This is a genomic window from Paractinoplanes aksuensis, assembly GCF_024137025.1.
Taxonomy (GTDB): Bacteria; Actinomycetota; Actinomycetes; order Mycobacteriales; family Micromonosporaceae; genus Actinoplanes; species Actinoplanes aksuensis.
On record NZ_JAMYJR010000021.1, the window covers coordinates 117,396 to 140,643 of the forward strand.

Below are 23,248 nucleotides of genomic sequence, written 5' to 3' on the forward strand. Positions count from 1 at the left end.
AGCTTTCAAGACCGATCGCGTCGGCCATCGCCAGTTACACGACGGCACGGCCTCACTGCTGCGCTCGTTTGCCGTGATCATGCGGCCTAGCTTGCCGGCTAGAGCCTGAGTCACAAGCGATGCCTAACGACTGATGGGTACCTGCAGTCGCGCCGTCTCGCCGCCATGTGGCCATCGAGCGCAACAAGTGGGCGCTGTCAGACTACTGACAGAGCCAACAGGTACCTCACGGCTTATGCTCCCCGCGCAGTCCACAGAGGGGCGAACACGACATGCTTGAGGCAGTGGCAGCCGAGGTGCTCGGGTCAGTTGTTATGGGGGCCGGAGCGCGGGTTGGCAAACAAGTCGCTGGGGCCGTGCGTCGCCGCCGTGGCCGAGAGACCGACGAAGACACAGTAGCTGGCCTCTTGGCCGCAGAGCGGGCACTCGACTCTAAGCGATTAATCGCTGTCGACTTCCCCGCAGGACTAGACGCCGGACGATTTAGGGCGCTTATGTCGGACCCAGCTACCGAAGCCATCGCCTTCGAGCTAATGACCGTAATGCTTACGGGTGCGCCGGCAGCCTCAGCGGAACCGATCTTGAGTCGCTGGCTCGCAGATGGAGGTCGCCTCCTGCCGGACTTCTCCCAAGCTGTGCGCACAAAGTTCCAACGCGAGATTTTTGCTGCGCTTCGGGACGAATGCGAGCATGTCACGGGTACAGTCGAACGAGACTTCCCGGATGTCGCAGCGAAATTCAAGGAACAGGCCAACTTTGACAGAATTGCAGCGATTCTGGAGGCCATTGAACGCAAGACCTCTGATATTGCCTCCACGCCGAACAAGCTAGACGCGAATGAACAACAGCGATTCCTGGAGTCATACAGAGCTCAAGCAATCGCCGCTCACGGATTCATCACGCCTCCGGATTTCGAACGCCGCCGCAGGGTCCCGATCGCGGATATTTACGTCAGTCCAAGCATCAAGAAGAGTGGCTTAGGACAGCAAAAAGCGACACTGCGTCGCATTGAAGACCTGATCCGACAGATCGACCGAACCGTGCTGCTAGGCGATCCTGGAAATGGAAAGTCCACTGCGGCGTCGGTCACGATGTTCACTGAAGCCTCAAAGTCAGATGGCCTCATCCCGTTCATGGTGATTCTACGAGAATTCGCCTCCGACGCCGATCTGACTGAGTCCATCGTAGAGCACATTGAGAAACGCCTTCGCGTGGCATACCAATGTCCGGCGCCTGCTGGCCTAATCAACCACCTACTGGATGCTGGGCGATGCTTAATCATATTCGACGGCCTAGACGAATTACTCGATACGACTAAGCGACGCGCTGTAACTGACGCGGTCGAGCTATTCTGCAGAAGGTATCCGCTTTCACGCGTACTCGTTACCTCCAGACGTGTTGGGTATCTCCAAGCTCCAATGGACACCAAGCAATTCGAGACGTTCGAAATAGACGGCTTCGACGCCGATAGGACAGAGGAGTACGTAAAGAAGTGGTTCCAGCAGGACGACTCGCTCACCGAGGAAGAAGCGTCGTCCTGGACAGACTCCTTTATGGAAGAAAGCGAGCAAGTTCAAGACTTACGATCCGTCCCACTCCTTCTTGCGTTGATGTGCATTATCTACAGAGGGGAGCAATCCATTCCGCGAAACAGGCCGGCCGTGTATGAACGCTGCGCTACGATGCTTTTTGAAAAATGGGACAGTCACCGCAAGATTCATGTAGAGCTTCGTGTCGGCCGCTTGGTAGATCCAGCGATGAAATTTCTCGGATATTGGATGCTGACCCAGTCCGATAAGACCGAGGGGGTGACGGAAGGAGTACTAATTCAACAAACTTCAGCATACCTCCAGCAGCATGACTTCGAGGACGCGCATGAGGCGGAGGCTGCAGCAAAGGAATTCGTCGAGTTTTGCCGCGGCCGTGCGTGGGTCTTTAGCGACGCTGGATCGACCGCAGACGGAGAGCCGTTATACAAATTCACCCACCGAACCTTCATGGAGTATTTTGCTGGTTACTACTTAACGAGGGCCTACGACACACCCGAGAAACTAGCCAAAAGCTTGGCATCGAAAGTGGCAAATGCAGAGTGGGATGTTGTCGCCCAGCTGGCTCTCCAGATTGAGGATAAGCACAAAGAGGCTGGCGCTGAGCGTTTCTACAAGTACCTCCTTGAGGAAAGAGTCAGGCGATCGCAAGACAAGCGATGCAACCTCTTATCTTTCCTATGCCGGTGCTTGCCCTTCGTGACAGTGAAACATTCAACTTTGAGACAACTTATTAACCAAGTGGTCGCGAAGATTGCAGTTTCTACGCCTGTGCTGACACCTACGGGTGTCTTTGCTGCTTACTCCGCACTAGACGCACTAATAATCAGCGCTATAGGTCCCCGCCGTAGCCTAGTCGAAACTGAGCTACAAGCGAATATACTTAAGCATGCCAAGAGCGAGGATCAGGCTGAGGTGACCGCCGCCCTCAGACTAGCGGCTTTGGGGTGGGTGGCTACTTTCACGCGGGACACGGCAGTGTATTTTCCCGGAGGCGAGTCCGACCAACGTTTATTCGCCTTCTATGCAGAGACTTTTGACTCGGCATATGCGGCCTCGAAACCCGCCCTTCGCGGGGATGAGATAATCAGCTGCTTCGCATGGACACGCGGGACAATCTCGATTCGGCAGATATCTTCTGGCCAACAAAACAGCGTAGATCTTCTGCGACCCCTCTGGCGTCAGCTCAGCTTGCCTGGCAACTTCCTCGGGTTTAGCCCCCTTGCCGTCGGATTGGCTCGATGGTTTATAAATGGATACTTTCCAGGACACTTTTTTGCGGATAACCCTGAACGGATGATTTCGGAGATTGGCGCCTTTGTTCGTGAACTGGAAAAGCCACACCTATTGTCACCCAAAGCAAGAGAGGTAACTACGTCTCTAACTCGTATCGCAGCGGAATCAGATGAAACGTTGCCTTCGGTTTCTTCCCTACCCCTCAACGTCCAAATAGGTGGCATGTGGATTTTGATGTCTACGTTCATCAAATCAGAGATGAGAGCACGTCGAATCCTTCGCGATAACAACCCCACAGCGGAGAGGATTAGACTCGCGGCCGCCCTTGTAGGGGAAGAGATGTCCGTTAGCGAAGCCGTCGAATCTGGCAAGATTTCAGAGGATGCTGGCCGGGAGATTTCACGATGGTTTGCGAACAAGCCGCCGTTGAAAATAATTCCATCACAGACACGGCGCCAGGCAACGAGAGCTGCAACCAACACCACTATCGAAAGCGATACATACTTCGAGTGACTATAACCGAAGTCGCTATCGACCTAAGACCGCCGCGTAACACCCGGAGCGCCTCAACTTTAGTCACCCGCTATCAAGCGAGTTGTGAAACCGGCGGCAACCAGGCGATCAAATGCGCTTTGCACCTCTACAGGAATATCTTGGTGAATCGCGAAACCCCGCTTGGCGTAAAGGTCGACCCTTTGCGTGTCGCCTACGAGCATATTGATTACTCGGTTCACATCGCCGATCGATGAGACGTAGTCATCAAGCGACAGCGGACGCGAGGCACACTGGACCATCACTTGAGGCCAAAGCTTCCTACATGTGGCGTATGCCCGGCGCTGTTGGTAAGGGCGACACATAAGAGTTACGGAGTCGACTTCAACGCCACCGCGCTCAAGCAGCTGACGGGTTAACTGGATGTTCGCGCCGGTATTCGTTGCGGCAGTTTCGACCAGCACGGCCGCAGGCGGGACGCCATGCCCAATTGCGTATTCGCGATAGTGCATCGCCTCTCCACGCGGGAACCGCTCTACGGTTGTTGGAGAATTCGCTCCCGTAAAGACAATCAGCGGAAATAGGTGCTGTTCGTAAAGTTCTGCTGCGACTATCGCAACGCCGAGGTCGTGACTGCCGAGACCTATACCCACATCGGTGGGAACAAGCCGGTGGTGCATGTCGTGGTACGCCCATAGGGTCTCGATGTCTTCGCGATACTCCGACGAAATTTGAACAGACGTGGTGTCCATCTTCTCCTCAGTCCGGGATCTGAAATTTGTACGTCCAGGAAAAATGCGATGCCCTGTGAACCCCCCGGGCGAACTCGACCAGTCTCCCGCTTGCCGTAAACGTGCTGCGATGAAGGACTACGACGGGTTCGCCAGGTGGAATTTCTAGAACTTCAATCTCTCCCGGCGTCGGCATTCTTGAATGCAGAGTCTCGGCAATCGTGTCCGGTTCTAGGCCTTGGACCGTCAGAACCGCAAAGCCTCCGCCCCTTCCAGCGGGTCCGGGCGCCGGGTCAACGAGCGGCGTGTTAGCTACATCATCAGGCCGGTAGTAGCTAGTTAGTGCATGAGTCGGAGTGCCGGCGTCCTTAACTAGACGCGCTCGCTCGTACACCAGATCGCCCTCCGATAGACCAAACGCCTCTGCAACCTCGGCATCGGCCGCTGTCAGGCGAGTCTTATTGGTTTGATCGCTAGGCGCCCAAGGGCGGCCTGAAGCTTCGCGATCGGCTGCGAAGGCGACTAAGCCGCCGAACTTCCATTTGCTCTTTGCGTACCGCTCAACACCTAGACGTTTCATTCTCGGCCGGCTGCGCACGACGGTGCCCCTGCGTCGGACAGCCGTGACTAAACCCTCGGCCTCCAAGAGACGAACGGCCTGGCGAACGGTGTTGATATTCACGGCGAAGTCTCTGGCCAGGTCTTCCTGTCGTGGAAGAGTTGATTCCGCCCGATATGTACCATCTTGAATCCGATTACGCAGTGCGTCCGCTAATTCTCGATAACCCACGCCCACCTGGCGCACCCCCTCAACCTGCGGCAATAAGGCTAGCGGTACTGCGCGAGCACGACCAATCAGGCTCTTAGAAATAGCTCTATTGACAGGTGCACCTTCCGCACGTCTAATAGAGATAGCTGTAACGCGGAGTAGCCGGTCGGGCTCCGGCACGGCGGAAGTGGCCTAACAGCTGCACCGTTCGTGATCGTCCCGCCGCGCGCTTGCTCATTGAGAACTGAACACGCGACTACGGGGTTGCCTCGGGTGTCGGCCGTTGACTTGTCCGGCTGCAAGACATGTCCGCCTGGTGGTTCAACCGCAGTCGCGACCTCAACTTCTTTCGCTTTTCGCTCGTCAGCGCGGCGTCAGCCGCTCGTGTGGTGGTTGTCGCCGCGCTGGCCCTTCCTTGGAGGAACACCTGTGAGCACGCACGTTCCCCACGACGGCGAGCCCTCGCCGACCGAGCTGGCCGAGATCGAAGCCGAGCAGCCGTTGCTCGACGCCGAGGTGGCTTGGCTGGACGCGGAGATCGCGATCCTGGCCGCTGACAGCGGTCCGAGTGACCTGGACTGGCGCCGGGTGCGCCGCGCCGAGGGCCGCGTCATCCGCGAGACCTTCGCCCACGTCGCCCGTCGCCGTTTCACCCGCCCCGGCCCGCGCCGCGCGGCCTGATCCACCCCAAACGTCTTCCCGCGCTCGCTGGCCGAGTGCCTTCCTGCGCACCCCTGGAGGCTGCCGCATGACCGCTCCGACCCTGACCCGCAGCGCCTACCCCGCCAGCATCGACGAGCTGATGCCCAAAGCGATCGAGCTGACCCGGACCCTTGACGGTGAGCTGCCCTCGCGGAACCGGTTGATGAAGGAGCTGCGCATTGGCTCCGAGAAGGCCAAAACGGTTCTCTCCGAGCTGGGCAAGCTGGCCGAACGTGACCAGAACGTCAAGGACCTGCACACCTCGATGGTGATCCGCGGCAGCGTCGCCCCGCGGCCCCCGCTGCACCTGGTGCCCGAGACCCTGCCCGCCGAGGCCGAGCCACTGCCCGAACCCGGCCCGGTCGCTGAGGCCGAGCTGCTCGCCGAGCCCGCGCCGGTCGTCGAGGCTGATCGCGCGCCGGTGCCGGCCGCGGAGGATGCGGTGACGCCGGGAACCAGCGTCTCGCGGCTCAAGCGGATCGGCTGGGCGGTGCGGGCGGTGTTCACGCTGGGCATCGCCGCGTCGCTGGCGGGCAACGTGCTGCACGCCTCGGACAACATCATCAGTCAGGCTATCTCGGCCTGGTCACCGCTGGCACTGCTGCTCACGGTGGAGCTGATCTCCCGTGTCCCGGTCCGGCGCGGCCCGACCTCGTACCTGCGGCTGGCCGCTACGGCGGTCATCGCCGGGATCGCCGCGTGGGTGTCCTACTGGCACATGGTCGGTGTCGCTGTCGAGTACGGCGAGACGGGCGCTTCGGCCTACCTGCTGCCGTTCAGCGTGGACGGCCTGATCGTGGTCGCCTCCATCAGCCTGGTGGAGATCGGCGGCCGGATCCGCGCCCTGATCGAGCGTCAGCCCTGATTTCGCCCAGCGGCACAGCCCTCAGCCTGCAAGCGCGTGCTGTGCCGCTGGTCTCCCCATCCAGTCACCAGACCTTCGGGAGGTCACCAGTATGGCAAGTAACCAGTTCGGTCCGAGTCGCGCCGGCGCCGAGCGCACCGCGGCGGATATCCGCGCCGGGCAACGGCAGGCGATGGCCGAGGACGCCGCCCGGCAGCGGGCGGCCGCGTCGGCGGGCCGTGACGGCCGGTCGATCGGCGTGACGCGCCAGCGGGCGCGAGACGACGCCGACGAGATGTGACTGCGGCGGCCGACGATGTGGCGCCTGCACCGGCCGGCTCCGGCGACCGTCGCGATGCTCGCGGCGGTCGCGTCGGAGTCACTGCCCTACACCGATCCGCGGGCTGGCTATCCGCTCGCGCTGGCCTACCAGGCCACCCGATCCGCCCCTTCGACGTCTCGGAACGAGGCTGCCGTGACCACTTCCCGACGCTGGGACCGTGCCCCGGAGACCGACGCTGACCGACGGTTCTTCGACCTGCGCGAGTCCGGCTACACCGGCCCGATCGATCAGGACGGCAACGCCGTCACCGACCCCGAAACCCTGGCCATCTTCGACGCCCTGGCCGGCGCGACCGACCGGCAGATGGCCGCCCGCGACGCCGGCACCGACGAGTTCTGAACAGGAGGAACACATGCCGTCCAGATCGGAGGTACCCGAGCCTGGCGAGACGCGCGAGCAGCGTGTGGCCCGGGTCGACGAGGTCCGTGCGCAGCGGGAGGCCGAGTACCGGGAGCGCAACGCCCAGCGGGCTGCGGCCCGTGAGGCCCGGTTGGCTGCGGGTCCTGCCCCTGTCGAGCCCGCGATGGCCGCGCACAACGCGGCCCGTGACGCGTGGCTGGAGGCGCATTGCGCGGCCCGCGACGCCTGGTTGGAGGCGCATTGCGCGGCCCGCGATGCCCGGTTGGACCGCGCTGACGTTACCGACGAATTCTGAAACGGAGACCTCTTGTGATGTTGTCCGGGAAGACCCTGGCCCGCGCCGTCGGTGCCGGCTTGGCCTTGATTTCTGCCGGGTGGCTGCTCGCCCGGAACTCCGACCACGATCAGCCTGGGTACGGGCTGATCCTCGGCGGTATCACCCTGCTGGCCCTGCTCGCCCGCGGCCGTCGCCGCGGGCGGGGTTCGGCCGGGGTGATCGGCCGGTGGGACCGCCACGCCCGCCGGCATTCCGGCACCGCGTCGGCGGTGGACGTGTGGCGGACCTCGTCGTGGTGGGCGATGCGCCGCCGGGCCGCGGTCATCCGCCCATCGCTGGCCACGCTCAGCCGCTGGCGGCGGTGGCGGGTGCCGCTGCGCACCTTCGCCGTTCCCCTGGCGACCGCGGGGCGGATGACGGTGTGGACCTCCGGTGAGGAATCCACGCTGCGCATCGGGATCCCCGGCACCGGCAAGACCGCCGAACTGGCGAACCGGGTGATCGACGCTCCCGGCGGTGTGGTGGTCACCTCGACCGCCACCGACCTCTACGACCTGACCGCCCCGCTGCGCGCCCGGCGCGGCCCGGTGCGGGTGTTCAACCCGGGCGGGCTCGGCGGTCTCGACTCGTCGCTGCGGTGGACCCCGCTGGCCGGCTGCCACGACCCGGCCACCGCCGGGCGCCGGGCGAAGGACCTGATCGGCCCGACCCAGGCTGGTAGCGAGGGTGAGCGGTGGGCAATCCAGGCCCGCCGGGTCCTCGCCGTGTGGCTGCACGCGGCCGCCCTCGGCGGCTACCGGATGGCTAACGTGCAGGCGTGGTGCGCCGACCCGGACACCGCCCGTGAGGCGATCCTGACCGCACTCAAGGAGTCCCCGCAGGCAGCGGCGATGCGCCAGGCCGCCGCCCAGTCGATCGACATGAGCACTCGCACCCGCGACGGCGTCATGCTCGCCATGGCCCCCGCTCTGGCCTGGACCACCCTGCCGTCGGCCGCGGTCACCGGCGACGCCGACCCGGCTGAGGCCGGCACGTTCACCGTGGCCGAGCTCACCGACCGGGCCGGGACGCTGTACCTGCTCGGCGACGACGACGGAACGGTCGGCCCGCTGGTGGCCGCCCTGGTCGCCGAGGTCGCCTACCAGGCCCGGCACACCGCGGCCGGCCGGGCGGGCGGGCGGCTCGACCCAGGGATGGCGTTCGTGCTCGATGAGCTCGCCCTGGTCTGCCCCATCCCGGTGGACAAGTGGATGGCCGAGCTGCGTAAACGCTCCATTGCCATTCACGCCGCCTGCCAAGGCCTCGGCCAGCTACGCGAGCGGTGGGGCAACGACGGCGCATCGATGATCCTGAACTCGGCCGCCGCGGTGCTGGTCTTCGGCGGCTGCAAGGACGCCCAAGATTTGCGGGCCTTCGGCGATCTGGCCGGGGAACGCGAGGAGGTCACCCCGACCCGCGACGCGGGCGGGCGGATCACCTCGACCAGCACCCGGCGGGTGCCGGTCATCGCCCCGGCCATGCTCGCCGGGTTGCCCAACTTCCACGCCCTGCTGATCCGCCGCGGGATGCGCGTCGCCCTGGTCCGCACCCCGATCGCCTGGCACCGCCGTGACGTCCGCCGCGCCGCCCGCCAGGCCCGCACCACTGCAAAACCGGCACCCACCCCGCGCCCGGTTCGTCGCCCGAAACCCCGGCCGGACAACGCTTCCCGGCCGGTCCGCACCCCGGCGTAGTCGATCCAAAGGAGACACCTTGCCAAGCCCGTACGCCCACCTCACTCCGGAACTGCTCAGCCACGCCACCCGCATGGAAGAGCAGGCCGCAGCCGACGGCAGCGACCTGGCGACCTGCTCCACGCCGCCGACCTGCCTACCACCGACAAGGCCACGCTCGCCGAGGCCTGGGGTGGCCCGCAGGCCGCCGCCAAATTCACCGCCCACCGCGACGACGCCGACGAGTACTGAGAAAGGGTCAGCACATTGAGCGGACACTCCGACACCAACGAGGCCATGGCCGCCCGCATCGACCGCGCGGCCGACCAACTCGACAACGATGCCGCCCACGCGGCCGAGGTGCTGTCCACCCGGGCCGGCGGCGACACGGCCGACCCACAGGCGTGGGCCGCCCGCAAGACGCAGGCCGCCACCGCGGCCCGCGAGTACGCGGCCGGACTCCGCGAGCAAGCCACCAGCCCGGACACCCGGCTGACCCCCGACCAGCTCGCTCAAGCCGACCAGGTGGCCACCGCCGCCGAGTGCGGCGGCATCCTGATCGACGGCCGGCCTCCGGCACAGCGGGCGGCCGAGTCCGGATCGGTGTTCACCGAATCCACCCGCGACGCCTGGGAGGCCGGCACCCACCCCACGCAGGAGAAGGCGCGCAACGTCGAAGCCACCGGCCAGTTCAGCCACGTCGCCGAAACGATCGACGGCATCGAGCAGGTGCCGTTCTGGCAGCTGGGTGGCCAGACGGCCACCAGCGGACACGACCGGACCGCCGGTGACGAACAGGGCGGCCACCGCTACGAGGCGTTCGAAGGCCACCGCGGCGACGAAAACGGCGACGAGTTCTGACCATGCCCGGGGCGCGACCAACCCGGCTACCAACCCTGCGATCGCGCCCCGGCCCCTCAACGCGAGCCCCACACGAAGCTCTGAGGAGCCCCCATCATGACTGCCCTGTTCGCTGCCGTGTTCATCGCCCTGTTCACGGCCCACCAGGTTGCTGACCACTGGGTCCAGACCCAGCATCAGGCCGACCGTAAAGCCGACCCCGGGTGGGGCGGCCGGGTCGCTTGTGCGACCCACGTGGCCGCCTACACCGCCACCGCCGTGTTCGCCCTGCTCGCCCTGGAATGGGCCCTCGGCGTTCAACTCAACCCGGGCAAGGTCGCCGCGGGACTCACTGTCTCGGCGATCACCCACTACGCGGCCGACCGGCGCACCCTGATCAAACGCCTCGCCCAGCGGTGCGGGATCGGCCGGTTCTACGCCCTCGGAGCGCCCCGGCCCGGCCGCGACGACAACCCGACCCTGGGTGGCGCGTACGCGCTCGACCAGTCCTTCCACTACGCGTGGCTGTTCGCCGCCGCGCTGATCATCGCCTAGGGGTGGCCACGATGTCGCACAGCGATGCCCGCGGCCCCGGCCACATCCGAGGCCTGATCGCCGAACTGGGCGCGTCCGCCGAAGCGGTCGCCCAAAGGCTGGCCGAGTCCGGGGCGACCGGACGGCGCGACGACGCCGGGTCCTGCCCGGTTGCCCACTACCTGCTCGACCGGACCGACGCCACCGACGTCGCCGTGTCCCGCACCGAGATCTGGGTGCAGTACCCCGGCGGTGAGTGCTACGTGCACCCACCGGCCGCGGTCGCCGACTTCGTCGAATCCTTCGACGCCGGCCGGTTCCCGGCCCTGGCCGCATCATCCCAGCCTGACCGGGTCGCAGACCCGGGCACCGACCACGGACCGGAGGTCTGCCCGTGAGCACACACACCCCATCACCCGTTGCGGAGGAACTGGCCCCGGAGCCGGTCCCGGACGACGTCGTCAACCCCGGTGCTGCCCAGATCGTCAACCTGGGTCAGCGGCGGGCCGACCGGGTCGCCGCCGAGCAGGGCCTCGTCGTGGTCGGCGACGACGACGGCGAGTCGGTGGAGGCCGGCACGGTGCTCGTGGGGACAGTGGTGGACCCGCCGGACCCGCCGGGTGACGCGCTGGCGTTTCTGGACGTGCGCCGCACCCCGGTGTTCCCGGTGTGGCTGTCGGACTCCCAGACCCGCCGGGACGCGATGCGTCGGGCGGTGGCCGCCGTGGGCTATCACGCCGGGGTCCACGCGGTCCGGATCCCGGTCTACGCCGCGCTGGTGGCCTGGTACGCGCCGCAGGGTGCGGCCCGACTGACCGGGCGGGTGCTGGGCTGGACCAGCGCCGAGGTCGGCAACTGGGGGCTACGGCAGGACGCTGCGACCCGCAACGACGCCAAGACGTGGCTGGAACTGGACCGCCACCGGCAGCGGCAGGCGTCGTGGCGGTGGTGGGTTACCGGAGCCGGTGTGCTGGCTGCTGTGGCCGCCGTGCTGGTGGTCCTGTCGGGTGTGACGCCGGGGTGGGCACGGTGGCTGTTGGCCGCCGTCGGCCTGGTCGCGCTGGCCCGCTACGGCCGGCCGGTTGACAAGCCGATCCTGGCCCGCACGGTCGTACGAGCCAAGTACCGCAAGCTGACCGCGGAACTGACCCGCAAAGGCATCATGGCCACCGGCCTGGTCAAGAAGCCGGAGGACATCGTGTTCCCCGCCGGGCTCGGCGAGATCCGCCGGGAAGGCCCGGGCTATCTGGCGGTCGCTGACCTGCCCGACGGGGTCATCGCGGTCGATGTGGTCGACAAGCGTGAACAGCTCGCTGGTGGGCTGCGGCTGCCGCTGGATCAGGTGTGGCCCGAGACGATGCCGCGCGAGCATCCGGGCCGGCTCGCCCTGTGGGTGGCCGACAAACCGGTCTCGGCGATGCGCCAACCGGCCTGGCCGCATCTGTCCGGCGGGGCCACGGACTACTTCAAGGAGTTCGTGTACGGCTTCGACCCGCGGATGCGCAAGGTCATGTATCGGATGGACGAACGTAACAGCCTGTTCGCCGGGTTCCCCGGATCCGGGAAGAGCTTGTCCGGGCGGGTGGTGTGCGCGGCCATGTCGCTGGACCCGATAGTGCAGTTCGCGATCTTCGATCTGGCCGGGCGTGGTGACTACGACATGTTCGAGCCGCTGTGCGCACCCGGGCTGTTCGGTTCCGGCGCTGATGAGGACACCAAACGCGCCGCCTACCGGATGCTGTTGTGGCTGGTCAAGCAGTGCGACGAACGTGGCCCGATCATCAAGGGCTGGGCTCAGCAGGGCCTCAACACCGAGAACAAGCTGAACCGGGCCATCGCGATGCGCGATCCGCGGGTCCGTCCGATCGCCGCACTGATCGACGAGATCCAGGAACTGATCAACGACCCTGAGCTGGGCAAAGCCGCCTCGGCCGCTGCGACCAGCGTTATCAAACGCGGGCGAGCGCTGGGTATCCACCTGATCCTGGAAACACAGCGCATCGACAAGGAATCGCTGCCCAAGGGCGTCACCTCCAACATCGCGCTGCGCACCTGCCTGGCCGTTCCCTCGCATGTCGAGGTCGACCTGGCGCTGGGCACCGGCGCGTTCCGCCAAGGCGCGCGGCCCAACCAGTTCGAGATTGGCGTGGACGCCGGTTGGGGCGTACGCGTCGGCATGGGGCCAATGACCACCGTGCGGGCCGCCTACCTCGACCGGCGGACCGTGGAGAAGATCTGCGCCAAGGCCCTCGCCCTGCGCGGGGGAACTCGCGAGCAGGTCGACCTGCCCCCGGCCCGCGACATCCTCGCCGACCTCGCCGTCATCTGGGTGCCGGGCGAGCGGGGCCAGCACTGGAAGACCCTGGCCCCGCGGCTGGCCGAGAAATTCCCCGACGCCTACGCGGCACTGACCGCCGAAGCCCTCTCAGCGCTCGTGCGGGCATTGGAGATCGAGTCACGCAACGTCAAAGCGAAAGGCGTCACACAGCGTGGCATCTACCACGCCCAGATCATCGACGCCCTGGCCGCACGCGACCGTAGCGACAGCGACGACGACGCCGAGCAGGTCGAGGAAGACAGGTAGCAGCAGAGGTAGCGGGGCGGCAAAAGGTAGCGGCAACGCTACCGGCCCCGCTACCTATGCCACCTGCAACAACATCCACAGGTAGCGGTAGCGGCCCGGGTCGCTCACCGCCCGTCACCCTGCCCGGAGCAACCCTGATGACCCTCACCGAGGCTGCTACCAGCAGCAACGCCTACGCCACCATTCCGATCGGGATCGCCGCCATCAGCCTCATCGCCACTGTTGTGTACGCGCTGTGCTGCTGGATCAAGCCGTTCACCCACTGTCACCGATGCGAAGGAAAAGGCACCACGCCGCACAAGACCGGCGACTGGCTGCGCTACCGCCACCGACCGCCCGCCCCGCGCGCCGCCCGCGGCGACCGCCAGTGCCCGCGCTGCCGCGGTACCGGCCTGCGCCTGCGCATCGGCCGGCGCGTCGCCAACGCCCTCATCCGCCGCTACCGCCAAGCCCACTGACCGTCGCCAGGCAGGAGACATCATGAACTTCCTCGCCCGGATCGCCGAGCGTATCCACGCCCCCCACGACGACGACGCCCGCGCCCAAGGACTGACCGTGGTGCGGCTGCCCGGTGGCCGCCGCCAGATCAGCCACCCCGACCTGCCCGCCCTGTTCGAGGCCCGCCGCCAGGCCGTCATCCGCAACGGCCTCGACCCCGCCGACCTGGCCATGCTCGACGAAGGCACCCGCCAGGCCCTGGAAGCCACCCGGCACCGCATGCGCGAGACGGCCCCCGCCCGCTCGTGGCGACCCGAAGCGATCGGCTCCCGGAGGGCAGCGTGAGAATTCGCGCCGTCCTGGCCCGGCTACTCACCGGCGACGCCATACCGGCGGCCGGCAGCAGTAGCCGGGCCGCGACCAGAGATCACGTTGAACCACGCACCGTGTGGCGGCCGACCGCACGCAGCGCCTACGGCCGCTACATCCAAGCAACTGAGCACCGGCAGGCCGCGATCGAGGCCATCCACCAGCGCGGCCGAGAGCAAGGCATCGACCCGAAAGAGGTGCTCGCCGCGATGGACCACCTCGACCACGTGCTCCGCACCCGCGGCTGGCACCCCGAGCAGTTCGACCACGGCTTCGACGACGAAGCCCGGATCGACGACCACGTCACCGGGGTGGACGTCGATTACGACCCCCGCATGGCCGCCTACGACGCCCAGCGCCGTGACGCCACCCAGCAGTCCCGGCAACGGATCCAGGAGGATACCCCGTGAATACCCAGCCGATCATCCGGGCCGCCGCACGCATCGCCACCCAGCTCGACCAGCGAGGCAACTCCGACCTGGCCGGCCTGCCCGAGACCCTGTGCCGCGCCCTGAAGGTGCAGGAAGAGGCGGGTGAGATGGCTCAGGCCGTCATCGGCGTGCTGGGTCAGAATCCGCGCAAGGGCGTCACCCACACCTGGGACGACGTCGTCGCCGAGGCCATCGACGTCGTCATGTCGGCCCTCGTGTTCGCCGAGACCGTCACCCGCGAACACCTGGAGTACACCCTGGCCGACCGCCTCGCCGGGCGTCTCGAACAGCTCGCCCGCCGCGCCGCCGCTTCCGGCGCCCCCGACCTCCAACCGGCCGACAACGAGCCGGCGGACGACGACGGGCCTGACACGCGGCGGGCCGCGACCCTGCGGTGGCTACTGGCCATGCACACCGAGCACCGGCTGACGCTGCCCATGGACTTCACCGGCTACGACACCGGCACCCTGATGCTGCGCCTCGATGACGACCAGGCCGACGAGGTGCACCACTGGGCAGCCCTGCTCGGCATCCCAGTCACCGTCCGCGAGGTCCGCCACAGCGGACGGCAGTACAACCGGGTCAAAGCCGATTCGGACTACGGCAGCGACGTCACCGGCCTCGGCTGGCACCGGGTCGAGATCACCTCGTGCTGCGACGACCAGCCGATCGACGACCAGGCGCCGCTGGCGGTGGCCGCATGAACATCCGACTGATGGGCGACGGCGACCAGGTCGCCGCCATGGTCGCTGCGTTGGAAAGCGCGCCCGGCCTGCGGATCACCACCGTGTCCCGGCCCAGCGCCTACCGCCGTGACCCGCAACAGATGCGCATCGACCTCGACGCCGAGATCCTCCGCGACCTTCGGCGGCGCGGCGGCTGCCCGGACTGCATCTGCGACCCTGACCTCTGCCTGGCCGACCAGCAGGGCACACACTGCGAGCAGGTGTCATGCTGCGCCTGCCTGCATGGTTGCCCTACAGACGAACACGACATGACCCGCACGCCGGACCACATCCGGGCGGTGGCCTGATGCTGACCGTGGCGGACTACTTCTGCGGCGCCGGTGGCTCATCCTCGGGCATGGAGCAGGTACCCGGGGTGCGAGTCGTGATGGCCGCCAACCACTGGGACCTGGCCATCGCCACCCACAACGCGAACCTGCCGCACGCCGACCACGACGTCGCCGACGTCGCCGCGATCGACCCGCGCCGGCACCCGACCACGGATATCGGCTGGTTCTCCCCGGAGTGCACCAACTGGTCGATCGCCCGGGGCAAGAAGGTCGACTACGACGGCAAGCCGACCCAGCTCAACCTGTTCGACCAGGCCGACGAGCGGCCGTTGCCGGACGAGGCCGCCCAGCGTTCCCGGATGCTGATGCAGGACGTGCCCCGGTTCACCGAGGTGCACCGGTACCGGGCGGTGGTCGTGGAGAACGTCACCGACGTGCTGATGTGGGAGCACCTCGATGTGTGGCTGTCCCGGATGGCCGCGCTCGGCTACGCCCATCGGATCGTGGTGCTCAACAGCGCGTTCGCCTCGGCGTTCGGGCCGGGAGCGCCGCAACTGCGCGACCGGGTGTACTTCGTGTTCTGGCGCCGGCAGTACCGGGCGCCGGACTTCGCGAAGTGGACCCGCCCGCGCGCATGGTGCGCGTCCTGCGGGGACGTGCGGGCGGTCATGGTGACCAAGCCGGGCAAGCGTCGGGCGATGCGCTACGGCCAGCAGTACCACTACCGCTGCCCGCACGCGACCTGCCGCGGGGCGCGGGTGTCGCCGTACGTGCTGCCCGCAGCCTCGGCGATCGACTGGACGATCACCGGGCAGCGCATCGGTGACCGGGCTCGGCCGTTGCAGCCCAAGACCCTCGCCCGTGTCGAAGCTGGGCTCCAGCGCTACGCCGGGCCGGTCACTGTCGAAGCGGCCGGGCAAACCTTCGAGCGCCGCCCCGGCGTCCGCTCCTGGCCGGTGCACCGCCCGCTCACGGCGGTGCACACCACAGCGTCCAAGGCGGTGGCCTGCCCGCCGCTGCTGATCCCGGCCGGCGGCACGTGGAACGACGCCGCACAGCCGGTCGATGTGCCGATGCGCTCCCGCACGACCCGGGAGACCGAGGCCGTCCTGATGCCGCAACCGCTCGTGGTGCCCGTGGAAGGCCGCGACGGCAAACAGGCCCGGCCCGCCTCGGCGCCGCTGCGCGCCCAGACGGCCCGGGCCGAGAACGCGCTGGTGGTGCCGCTGCGCAACAACGGGGTGGCCACCCCCGCCGCACGGCATCCGTTGCGCACCTTCGCCGCCGGGGGCACCCACCTCGGGGTGGTGATGCGCAACAACACCACCCGCGGCGCGGGCGGCGAGATGTCCACCCCGCTCGATGAGCCGCTGCGGGCGCTGACCACGGCCGGGCATCAGTCGCTGGTCCGCTGGGACCACGTGCTGATGCCCTACGACGGGCGAGGCCTGCGACCGCTCGATGTGCCACTGCCCGCACAGACCACTGTCGCCGGGGACGCCGTCGTCGGCACGAGCATCGCCGTTGAGGACTGCACGTTCCGGATGCTGGAGGTCGACGAGATCCGCGCCGGGATGGCCTTCACCCCCGGCTACGTGCTGCTGGGCAGCAAACGCGAACGGGTGCGGATGCTCGGCAACGCCGTCACCCCACCCGCCGCCCGCGACCTGGTCGCCGCCGTGGTGGAGGCCATCACCGGCGAACAGTTCGACCTGACGGCATGACCGTGCGGCACCCGGCCGCGCTGGTCTGCGCGGCCGGGTGCGGCATCCCGCTGCATCCGGCCGCCGTCGCGGGCGGGCACACCACGCATCCCGGCTGTGACCCGGCCACCGCGCCTCGGCCTGCTGTTCGGCGGGTGTGGCGGTGGGCGTGTCTGAACTGCCGCGACGGCGGTCCGGCCGACTCGGCCGCATGGGCCGCACATCTCGCGTGGGTGCATGACGTGTTCGCCTGCCCGGCCGCGCCGGACGTCAGTACCGCCGAGCGGGCGCTACGCATCGCCCGGCGCCGTGACCTGGCCGCCCGCTACCCGGATCAGGCGCCGCCCTGGCCGCCTGCCGATCGAGGAGAATCCCCATGCTCGAGAACGGCCCGCTGCGGGCCGCCGCCCTCGCCCACGCCGCCCGCGGCTGGCCCGTCTTCCCGCTGCGCTGCGACAACCGGCCCCACGACGCCGACCACCCCAAACGGCCGGCCTTCCCCGACCACGCCGAGGATCGGTGCACCGGCACGGACCCGCGCTGCCGGGACAGTCACGCCGGCTGGGAGCCCCGCGCCACCACCGACGCGGCCCGCATCACCCGGGCGTGGGCGGGCACGCCGTACAACATCGGCATCGCGTGCGGCCCCGCCGGCCTTGTGGTGATCGACCTCGACGTCCGTAAGCCCGCCGCCGTGCCGCCGGACGGCCACGACCGGTATGGACATGGCTGGGAGGTGTTCGCCGATCTCTGCGCCGCCAACGGGCGACCGGTGCCTGACGACACGTTCACCGTCGCGACCGGCAACGGTGGCCGGCACCTCTACTTCACCCACCCCGACGGGCCGCCGCTGCGCAACACCCAAGGCGACCGTGGCGGCCTCGGCTGGCTGATCGACACCCGCGCGCACGGCGGCTACGTCGTCGCGCCCGGCTCCACCGTCAGCGGCCGGGCCTACCAGGTGCTGCTCGACCGCCCGGCCGCGCCCCTACCCGCCTGGCTGACTGCCCTGCTGCGCCCGGCCGAGGTGGCCGGGCCACGCAAGGTACTGGGCGATTTCTCCGCATTTAGGCGGGGTGCGTACGTGCGGGCCGCCGTGGAACGCACCCTCGACCGGCTCGCCGCCGCGACGCCCGGCGGCCGCAACTTCGCCCTGTACATCGCGGCGACCTCGCTCGGGCAGCTCGCGGCCGGCGGCGCCCTGACCGAGGCCGAGGTGGCCGAGGCCCTCACCCCGACCGCACACGCGATCGGGCTGTCCGAGCGGGAAACCGCCCGCACCATCCGCTCCGGCCTGGCCGCCGGAGCCCGCGCACCGAGGAGGGTCGCATGAGCGACGCCGAGATCCCCGCGGACCGGCGGCGGGTCAAGGTCGGCACCGGCCCGGAAACGATCCGCACCCTCAAGCGAGAGCTGACCTGCGGGCTGCTGCCCGACACGTACGTGGCGGCCGGGGAGCTCGTGCACATGGAGACCGTCTCCGGTGGCCTGCCCAGCGCCGCCGATGAGGACAGCCCGCTACCGGTCGCCGCGAGCCAGCTCAACCCGGCCGGCCTGGCCGCGCTGCTGGCCGAACACGCCCACGTCTACCGCACCAAGCACCGCAAGAACGCGGCCGGGGAGATGGAACCCTACGACGAGGAATGCACCCCACCGCGCGAAGTTCTCTCGGCGGTGCTGGCCGGGAAGACGTGGCCCGGGGTACCCGCGCTAAGGGCAATCATCGGCGCGCCGGTGCTACGCCGGGACGGCACCCTGTTGCAGGCGCCCGGCTACGACCCGACCACCGGCCTCTACCTGGCCTCCAAAGTCGACCTGCCGCCCGTGCCCGACACCCCGACCGCGGAACAGGTGGCCGCCGCGCGGACGTTCCTGCTCGGCCGTTTCCTGCGCGACTTCCCGTGGTCGACACCGGCGGACCGGGCCAACTACGTGGCGCTTCTGGCCACGCCGATCCTGCGGCACTTCACCCGCAGCCTGACCCCGTTCGGGCTGATCGACGCGACCATGCCCGCCTCCGGCAAATCGATTCTGACCGGCGGGCCGGGCATGCTCTACGGCCAGAAAATCCTCACCTGGCCCGATGAGGACGGCGAACTCCGCAAGAGCATCACGGCCGTATTCGCCGAGCAGGTCGGCGTGGTCATCTGGGACAACCTGGCCGAAGGCACCGTCATCGACTCGGCCGTGCTGGCCCAGCTGATCACCCAACGGGAATGGTCCGACCGGCAACTCGGCGCCTCCCGCAACGTCGCCTCGGTCAACGACCGGCTGTGGATGGCCACCGGCAACAACCTTCAGGTCGGCGGGGACATGGCCTCCCGAACGGTGCGGGTGCACCTCGATCCGAACATGCCGCACCCCGAGGCCCGCGACCAGTCCGGATTCGGCATCCCGCACCTGGACCAGTGGATCACCCTCCCGGCCAACCAGATGACCGTGCTGTGGCATCTGCTCGTGCTGGTGCTCGACTGGACCCGCGCCGGGGCACCACGATCCGGTGGGATCTCGATGCGGCAGTTCACCCCGTGGGCGCAAGCCCTCGGCGGATTCCTCACCCATCACGGCATCGAGGGTTTCCTGACCAACATCACCGAGGTGCGCGAGGTTGACGAGGATGCCACCCGCTGGCGCGGTTTCCTGTCGGCCTGGCACGAACGCCACGGTGATTCGCTGGTCACCGCGGCGCAGCTTCGGCGTAGCGCCGAACCGATGCAGCTCGGCGGGGACCTGCACGACCCGTGGGACGGGCTGTTCATTACCAGCAAGAACGGCCGGCTGCCCAACGCGATCGTGCTCGGCCGGATGCTCACCGGCCAAAACGGCAGGTGGCGCGGCGAATACGTGCTCCGCGCAGAGCCCTCCGAACGCGGTGACCGGTCCGTGTTCCGGGTTGAGCACCACGACGGATGACCTCAAACCGCTGAAACATCTCCGCATCTCCGCAAGCCACCGAAGAAAGGTTGCTCTACCAGCCAAAACAGGCTGCGGAGATGAGCTGCCACCGATCTCCGCACATCTCCGCATCTCCGCAACCTGGACCCCTCCCAAGATCATGCGGAGATGCGGAGATGTGCGGAGATGGCTTCCGAGCATCTCCGCACCACAAAACCGCAGGTCAAACGCCCTGCTGCGGAGATGCGGAGATGTTTCAGCCATCCCAGCCCGATTCGACACAGCGCAGAACCCCGACCGCCTCAGAGCCACCCAGGCCAAACCGCCCTTGCCAAACCCCTCACCCGGCACAGATCTTGGCTCCACGGCGCCCTGAACGGCGCGATGTAAGGCCCGCTGCTACGGCTCGTGGCAGACGCATCTCGTAACCCCTCACCCGCTCGGATCGGGCCTGACGGTCCGTTCAGGCGGGCCGCGAAGTACTACCGAGGAGCCTCTCGTGGCATCTCCGCTGAACGTCTCTCCTTCGACACCCGAGATTTACACCGCTGCCGAGGCCGCAGAGATCCTTCGGGTGAAGCGGACCTGGTTGGAAAGAAAGGCTGCCGCTCGGCGAATTCCGTTCACCATGCTCGGCGGCAGCTACCGGTTCACTCCCGAGCATCTGCAAGAAATAGTCCGCAAATTCGAAGAGTTTCCTACCGTCGTCGCCGACTCGCCTGGTCGGACGGACACGGCCTCTCGACGTCCCAGGCGAAAGCCAGCCGAGCCGTCCGATCCGAGTGTCGTTCCGCTTCGGCCCCGGCAACCTCAAACGCACCGCCAGAACAACCTCGCTGCCTGATCCGTCGAAAATCAGAAGGAAGAACAGCATGGGCTACGCCGAGAGACGAGGAAATCTGTACCGCGCCCGGTGGCGCGGACCGGATGGCACGTTGGAATCCCAGCCGGGATTCACCACGAAGACTGCGGCCGAGAAGTACGCACGCGACCAAGAAGCGGCGATCCGCGCAAACCGCTATGTGGACCCCCGTGGCGCCCGAATGTCTTTGATGGACTGGGTAAACACCTGGTACTCGGCTCTCGACCTCGAACCCACGACGATGACGAATTACCGATATCTGCTTGAGGTGTTCGTCCTTCCCAAGTTCGGTGACACACCTCTGGACTCGCTGACCATCGAAGAAGTCTCCAAGTGGGAAAAAGGACTGATAACCGCGGGATACGCCCAGAAGACGGCGTCCAACGCCCGCGGCGCTCTTTCGACGGCACTCTCGGATGCCGTGCCGCGATACATCGCCGTGAACCCAGCGGCTAAAAAGAAAGGGAAGGGCCGGAAAGGCCGAGGCAGAGTCGAGCGTATTGAGTCGGAGTCCAAGGTTTGGCCATCGCCGTTGCAGGTCCTTCTGATCGCCGAACGGGCGGCAGTCATATCCGGTGGCGATGCCACATTCACCGCAGCGATCACCATCGCCTATACGGGCTGCCGGTGGAGCGAGCTTCTCGGGTTGCCGCCACAGCTGATCCACGCCGACGCCATCGACCTGCACTGGAAGCTGTACGAACTCAACGGCAATTTCTACCGGGGCCGACCGAAGGACGGCTCAATGCGGACTATCGCGACGCCACCTTTCCTAAACGAACTTCTGAGACGGCACCTGACGTCGGGCGTCCCGCTTCGGTGCACCTGTTCGTCCTTGCCGGAGCAGGACGGCGATATCCCGTGGTGCCGCGGAGACCGGTACGCGTTTCTCACCGCGCAGGGCACCCATTACCGGCGCTCGAACTTCAGCGAGAGAATCTTCCGCCCTGCCGCAGACGGGTGGTATCCGCAACGTGGCAACCGACGGCCGCGGATGCCTGTCTTGGTCGACTGCCAAGCACCTTGGCCCGGCCGCCCACTTCCGCCGTGGCCGGCGTCAGTGCCGGATGAGGTCTACGCCCCTCCGCAGGGACGGGGCCGCCCTCGCATCACCGATGATGTGCGCCTGGCCTCGTGGCTGCCGGTCCTGGCCGGCCTGACGCCACACGGTCAGCGGCACGGCTATCAGACGTGGCTCGATGAGGCCGGGATCCCGTACGTCGCGCAGTCACAGCAGATGGGCCACCAAGTGCCGGGGATGCGAGGGATCTACAGTCACGTCACTGATCGGATGCTCGCTGATATCCGCACCGCCCTGGAGCTGCTGTGGATGACGTCGCTCCAAGCTCGCGCTGCCCTGTCGCCGACGTCGTCAGTGCCTGTGTTGGATGCGGCACTGCGGGCGCTGCCGACCGGGCCGCGCGTACCCGGCCTCGGGGGCTCCGCTCCCACGCTGCTCCCGAATTCGGACATCTAACAGCCAGAGGGCCGTACCGACTTCTCGGCACGGCCCTCTGAACAGGTACTTCAATGGGGTGATCGACGGGACTTGAACCCGCGACCCCCTGGACCACAACCAGGTGCTCTACCAACTGAGCTACGACCACCATCGCGCACGAGGAACCAACCCCGTGGTGCCGGACAAGCATAGCCGAACTCCGGCGGTACCCGTCCAGCGGGTTGCCGGCACGGTCGAGTGACCGGTTCTGCCTGCTCTAGAGCTCCGCGGCGATGGCCTTGGCCGACTCGACGTCGGGGCCGGGCAGGGGGACGAAGATCGTGCGGCGGTAGTACTCGAGTTCGCGGATGCTCTCGCGGATGTCGGCCAGCGCGCGGTGGGCCAGACCCTTGGCCGGCTGACCGAAATACACCCGCGGGTACCAGCGGCGGCACAACTCCTTGATCGAGGAGACGTCGATCATGCGGTAGTGCAGGAACGAGTCGAGCGCGGGCATGTCCCGGGCCAGGAAGCCGCGGTCGGTGGCGATCGAGTTGCCGCACAGCGGCGCTGAGCGCGGGTTGGGGACGAACTCGCGGATGTACGCGAGCACGGCCTCCTCGGCCTCGGCCATGGTGATCGCCGACTGGCGCACCTCATCGGTCAGCCCCGACTTGGCGTGCATGTCGCGCACCACCGGCGGCATCGCGTCGAGCGCCGCATCGTCGGCGTGAATGACCAGGTCGACGCCCTCACCCAGCACGTTCAGATCGGCATCGGTGACGAGCGCGGCCACCTCGATGAGCTTGTCCTTGCCCAGGTCGAGGCCCGTCATCTCACAGTCGATCCACACCAAATGATCAGCCACCCGCACAGCCTACGCCGTGACCACATGGACCGGTGTCACCTCTTTTCGAGAGACCCGTTCGGGCACGACCGACGCAGGCACGTGCTATGTCCGCTTTCGGGCGATGACCTCCCACTCGCGCCGCTAACCGGCTAAACTGGGCTTAACGGACGAAGCCCCCTTTCGGTTACTCCGTTCCCCCGGTAAAGGGCCCTCCGTGTCGGCAGCGCGGAGGGCCCTTTCAGGCTCCGGCGGCCTTCCGGACGCAGATGGGGCCCT

The 23,248-nt window shown here is 67.2% G+C and carries 24 protein-coding genes and 1 tRNA gene; 21 read left to right on the forward strand and 4 right to left on the reverse strand.

The window, feature by feature from the left end; genetic code table 11:
• Positions 1-272 precede the first annotated feature (272 nt).
• Positions 273-3,296 carry an NACHT domain-containing protein gene (locus M1L60_RS19665; RefSeq protein WP_253238906.1) on the forward strand — a complete coding sequence of 1,008 codons (3,024 nt, stop codon included), beginning with the start codon at positions 273-275 and terminating at the stop codon, positions 3,294-3,296.
• A gap of 59 nt (positions 3,297-3,355) precedes the next feature.
• Here the strand turns inward: M1L60_RS19665 and M1L60_RS19670 are convergent, their stop codons facing one another.
• Together M1L60_RS19670 and M1L60_RS19675 are read right to left on the reverse strand one after the other, a co-directional pair.
• Positions 3,356-4,027: a YdcF family protein gene (locus tag M1L60_RS19670; RefSeq protein WP_253238907.1), complete on the reverse strand. Its 672-nt coding sequence runs from the start codon at positions 4,025-4,027 to the stop codon at positions 3,356-3,358.
• Positions 4,028-4,034: 7 nt separating this feature from the next.
• Positions 4,035-4,955, reverse strand: coding sequence for a GntR family transcriptional regulator (locus tag M1L60_RS19675; protein WP_308208509.1), 921 nt, complete (start codon positions 4,953-4,955; stop codon positions 4,035-4,037).
• Between the two features lie 249 nt (positions 4,956-5,204).
• Here M1L60_RS19675 and M1L60_RS19680 point away from each other — a divergent pair, with 249 nt between their 5' ends.
• The 20 genes from M1L60_RS19680 (at position 5,205) to M1L60_RS19770 (ending at position 22,161) form a co-directional block, all read left to right on the forward strand.
• Positions 5,205-5,456 (forward strand): DUF6284 family protein, encoded by a 252-nt coding sequence (locus M1L60_RS19680; protein WP_253238908.1) that lies wholly within the window; start codon positions 5,205-5,207, stop codon positions 5,454-5,456.
• 67 nt (positions 5,457-5,523) lie between these two features.
• On the forward strand, positions 5,524-6,342 hold the full coding sequence (locus M1L60_RS19685; protein ID WP_253238909.1) for a DUF2637 domain-containing protein: 819 nt from the start codon (positions 5,524-5,526) through the stop codon (positions 6,340-6,342).
• Between the two features lie 91 nt (positions 6,343-6,433).
• The gene (locus tag M1L60_RS19690) at positions 6,434-6,622 is read left to right on the forward strand and encodes a hypothetical protein (protein WP_253238910.1); all 189 of its coding nucleotides are present in this window, start codon (positions 6,434-6,436) and stop codon (positions 6,620-6,622) included.
• 174 nt (positions 6,623-6,796) lie between these two features.
• A complete protein-coding gene (locus M1L60_RS19695; protein WP_253238911.1) occupies positions 6,797-7,003 on the forward strand; it encodes a hypothetical protein in 207 nt (68 codons plus the stop codon).
• Between the two features lie 13 nt (positions 7,004-7,016).
• Positions 7,017-7,319: a hypothetical protein gene (locus M1L60_RS19700; RefSeq protein WP_253238912.1), complete on the forward strand. Its 303-nt coding sequence runs from the start codon at positions 7,017-7,019 to the stop codon at positions 7,317-7,319.
• Positions 7,320-7,378: 59 nt separating this feature from the next.
• Complete coding sequence (locus M1L60_RS19705; RefSeq protein WP_253238913.1) at positions 7,379-9,034, forward strand: type IV secretory system conjugative DNA transfer family protein; 1,656 nt, start codon at positions 7,379-7,381, stop codon at positions 9,032-9,034.
• A 246-nt stretch (positions 9,035-9,280) separates the two neighbouring features.
• Positions 9,281-9,874, forward strand: a complete 594-nt coding sequence (locus M1L60_RS19710; protein WP_253238914.1) for a hypothetical protein — start codon at positions 9,281-9,283, stop codon at positions 9,872-9,874.
• A gap of 96 nt (positions 9,875-9,970) precedes the next feature.
• Positions 9,971-10,408: a DUF3307 domain-containing protein gene (locus M1L60_RS19715; protein ID WP_253238915.1), complete on the forward strand. Its 438-nt coding sequence runs from the start codon at positions 9,971-9,973 to the stop codon at positions 10,406-10,408.
• An 11-nt stretch (positions 10,409-10,419) separates the two neighbouring features.
• Positions 10,420-10,785: a hypothetical protein gene (locus tag M1L60_RS19720; RefSeq protein WP_253238916.1), complete on the forward strand. Its 366-nt coding sequence runs from the start codon at positions 10,420-10,422 to the stop codon at positions 10,783-10,785.
• Positions 10,782-12,971, forward strand: a complete 2,190-nt coding sequence (locus tag M1L60_RS19725; protein ID WP_253238917.1) for a cell division protein FtsK — start codon at positions 10,782-10,784, stop codon at positions 12,969-12,971. The genes M1L60_RS19720 and M1L60_RS19725 overlap by 4 nt, the downstream gene beginning before the upstream one ends.
• 137 nt (positions 12,972-13,108) lie before the next feature.
• Positions 13,109-13,429 carry a hypothetical protein gene (locus tag M1L60_RS19730; protein WP_253238918.1) on the forward strand — a complete coding sequence of 107 codons (321 nt, stop codon included), beginning with the start codon at positions 13,109-13,111 and terminating at the stop codon, positions 13,427-13,429.
• 22 nt (positions 13,430-13,451) lie between these two features.
• Entirely contained in the window at positions 13,452-13,754 is a 303-nt protein-coding gene (locus M1L60_RS19735; protein ID WP_253238919.1) for a hypothetical protein, read from the forward strand.
• A complete protein-coding gene (locus M1L60_RS19740) occupies positions 13,751-14,188 on the forward strand; it encodes a hypothetical protein (RefSeq protein ID WP_253238920.1) in 438 nt (145 codons plus the stop codon). Before M1L60_RS19735 ends, M1L60_RS19740 begins: the two co-directional genes overlap by 4 nt.
• Positions 14,185-14,913 carry a MazG-like family protein gene (locus tag M1L60_RS19745; RefSeq protein WP_253238921.1) on the forward strand — a complete coding sequence of 243 codons (729 nt, stop codon included), beginning with the start codon at positions 14,185-14,187 and terminating at the stop codon, positions 14,911-14,913. Before M1L60_RS19740 ends, M1L60_RS19745 begins: the two co-directional genes overlap by 4 nt.
• Positions 14,910-15,242, forward strand: a complete 333-nt coding sequence (locus M1L60_RS19750; protein WP_253238922.1) for a hypothetical protein — start codon at positions 14,910-14,912, stop codon at positions 15,240-15,242. The genes M1L60_RS19745 and M1L60_RS19750 overlap by 4 nt, the downstream gene beginning before the upstream one ends.
• On the forward strand, positions 15,242-16,948 hold the full coding sequence (locus M1L60_RS19755) for a DNA cytosine methyltransferase (protein ID WP_253238923.1): 1,707 nt from the start codon (positions 15,242-15,244) through the stop codon (positions 16,946-16,948). Before M1L60_RS19750 ends, M1L60_RS19755 begins: the two co-directional genes overlap by 1 nt.
• A gap of 355 nt (positions 16,949-17,303) precedes the next feature.
• The gene (locus M1L60_RS19760) at positions 17,304-18,260 is read left to right on the forward strand and encodes a bifunctional DNA primase/polymerase (RefSeq protein ID WP_253238924.1); all 957 of its coding nucleotides are present in this window, start codon (positions 17,304-17,306) and stop codon (positions 18,258-18,260) included.
• Entirely contained in the window at positions 18,257-19,840 is a 1,584-nt protein-coding gene (locus tag M1L60_RS19765; RefSeq protein WP_253238925.1) for a hypothetical protein, read from the forward strand. Before M1L60_RS19760 ends, M1L60_RS19765 begins: the two co-directional genes overlap by 4 nt.
• A gap of 481 nt (positions 19,841-20,321) precedes the next feature.
• The gene (locus M1L60_RS48280) at positions 20,322-20,666 is read left to right on the forward strand and encodes a helix-turn-helix domain-containing protein (RefSeq protein ID WP_369077236.1); all 345 of its coding nucleotides are present in this window, start codon (positions 20,322-20,324) and stop codon (positions 20,664-20,666) included.
• 28 nt (positions 20,667-20,694) lie between these two features.
• On the forward strand, positions 20,695-22,161 hold the full coding sequence (locus M1L60_RS19770; RefSeq protein WP_253238926.1) for a tyrosine-type recombinase/integrase: 1,467 nt from the start codon (positions 20,695-20,697) through the stop codon (positions 22,159-22,161).
• Between the two features lie 54 nt (positions 22,162-22,215).
• On the opposite strand, the gene M1L60_RS19775 is transcribed toward M1L60_RS19770, so the two are convergent.
• Positions 22,216-22,291 (reverse strand) — tRNA-His (locus tag M1L60_RS19775).
• A gap of 108 nt (positions 22,292-22,399) precedes the next feature.
• Positions 22,400-22,996, reverse strand: a complete 597-nt coding sequence (gene orn, locus M1L60_RS19780) for an oligoribonuclease (RefSeq protein ID WP_253238927.1) — start codon at positions 22,994-22,996, stop codon at positions 22,400-22,402.
• Positions 22,997-23,248: the final 252 nt, after the last annotated feature.

Excerpts from the sequence above, each read along its gene's own strand:
- M1L60_RS19765 (WP_253238925.1), top strand. The coding sequence starts at position 18,257 with ATGAGCGACGCCGAGATCCCCGCGGACCGGCGGCGGGTCAAGGTCGGC.
- M1L60_RS19770 (WP_253238926.1), top strand. The coding sequence starts at position 20,695 with ATGGGCTACGCCGAGAGACGAGGAAATCTGTACCGCGCCCGGTGGCGC.
- M1L60_RS19755 (WP_253238923.1), top strand. The coding sequence starts at position 15,242 with ATGCTGACCGTGGCGGACTACTTCTGCGGCGCCGGTGGCTCATCCTCG.
- M1L60_RS19750 (WP_253238922.1), top strand. The coding sequence starts at position 14,910 with ATGAACATCCGACTGATGGGCGACGGCGACCAGGTCGCCGCCATGGTC.
- M1L60_RS19665 (WP_253238906.1), top strand. The coding sequence starts at position 273 with ATGCTTGAGGCAGTGGCAGCCGAGGTGCTCGGGTCAGTTGTTATGGGG.
- M1L60_RS19735 (WP_253238919.1), top strand. The coding sequence starts at position 13,452 with ATGAACTTCCTCGCCCGGATCGCCGAGCGTATCCACGCCCCCCACGAC.
- M1L60_RS19670 (WP_253238907.1), bottom strand. The coding sequence starts at position 4,027 with ATGGACACCACGTCTGTTCAAATTTCGTCGGAGTATCGCGAAGACATC.
- M1L60_RS19715 (WP_253238915.1), top strand. The coding sequence starts at position 9,971 with ATGACTGCCCTGTTCGCTGCCGTGTTCATCGCCCTGTTCACGGCCCAC.
- M1L60_RS19685 (WP_253238909.1), top strand. The coding sequence starts at position 5,524 with ATGACCGCTCCGACCCTGACCCGCAGCGCCTACCCCGCCAGCATCGAC.
- M1L60_RS19700 (WP_253238912.1), top strand. The coding sequence starts at position 7,017 with ATGCCGTCCAGATCGGAGGTACCCGAGCCTGGCGAGACGCGCGAGCAG.
- M1L60_RS19720 (WP_253238916.1), top strand. The coding sequence starts at position 10,420 with ATGTCGCACAGCGATGCCCGCGGCCCCGGCCACATCCGAGGCCTGATC.
- M1L60_RS19690 (WP_253238910.1), top strand. The coding sequence starts at position 6,434 with ATGGCAAGTAACCAGTTCGGTCCGAGTCGCGCCGGCGCCGAGCGCACC.
- M1L60_RS19730 (WP_253238918.1), top strand. The coding sequence starts at position 13,109 with ATGACCCTCACCGAGGCTGCTACCAGCAGCAACGCCTACGCCACCATT.
- M1L60_RS19760 (WP_253238924.1), top strand. The coding sequence starts at position 17,304 with ATGCTCGAGAACGGCCCGCTGCGGGCCGCCGCCCTCGCCCACGCCGCC.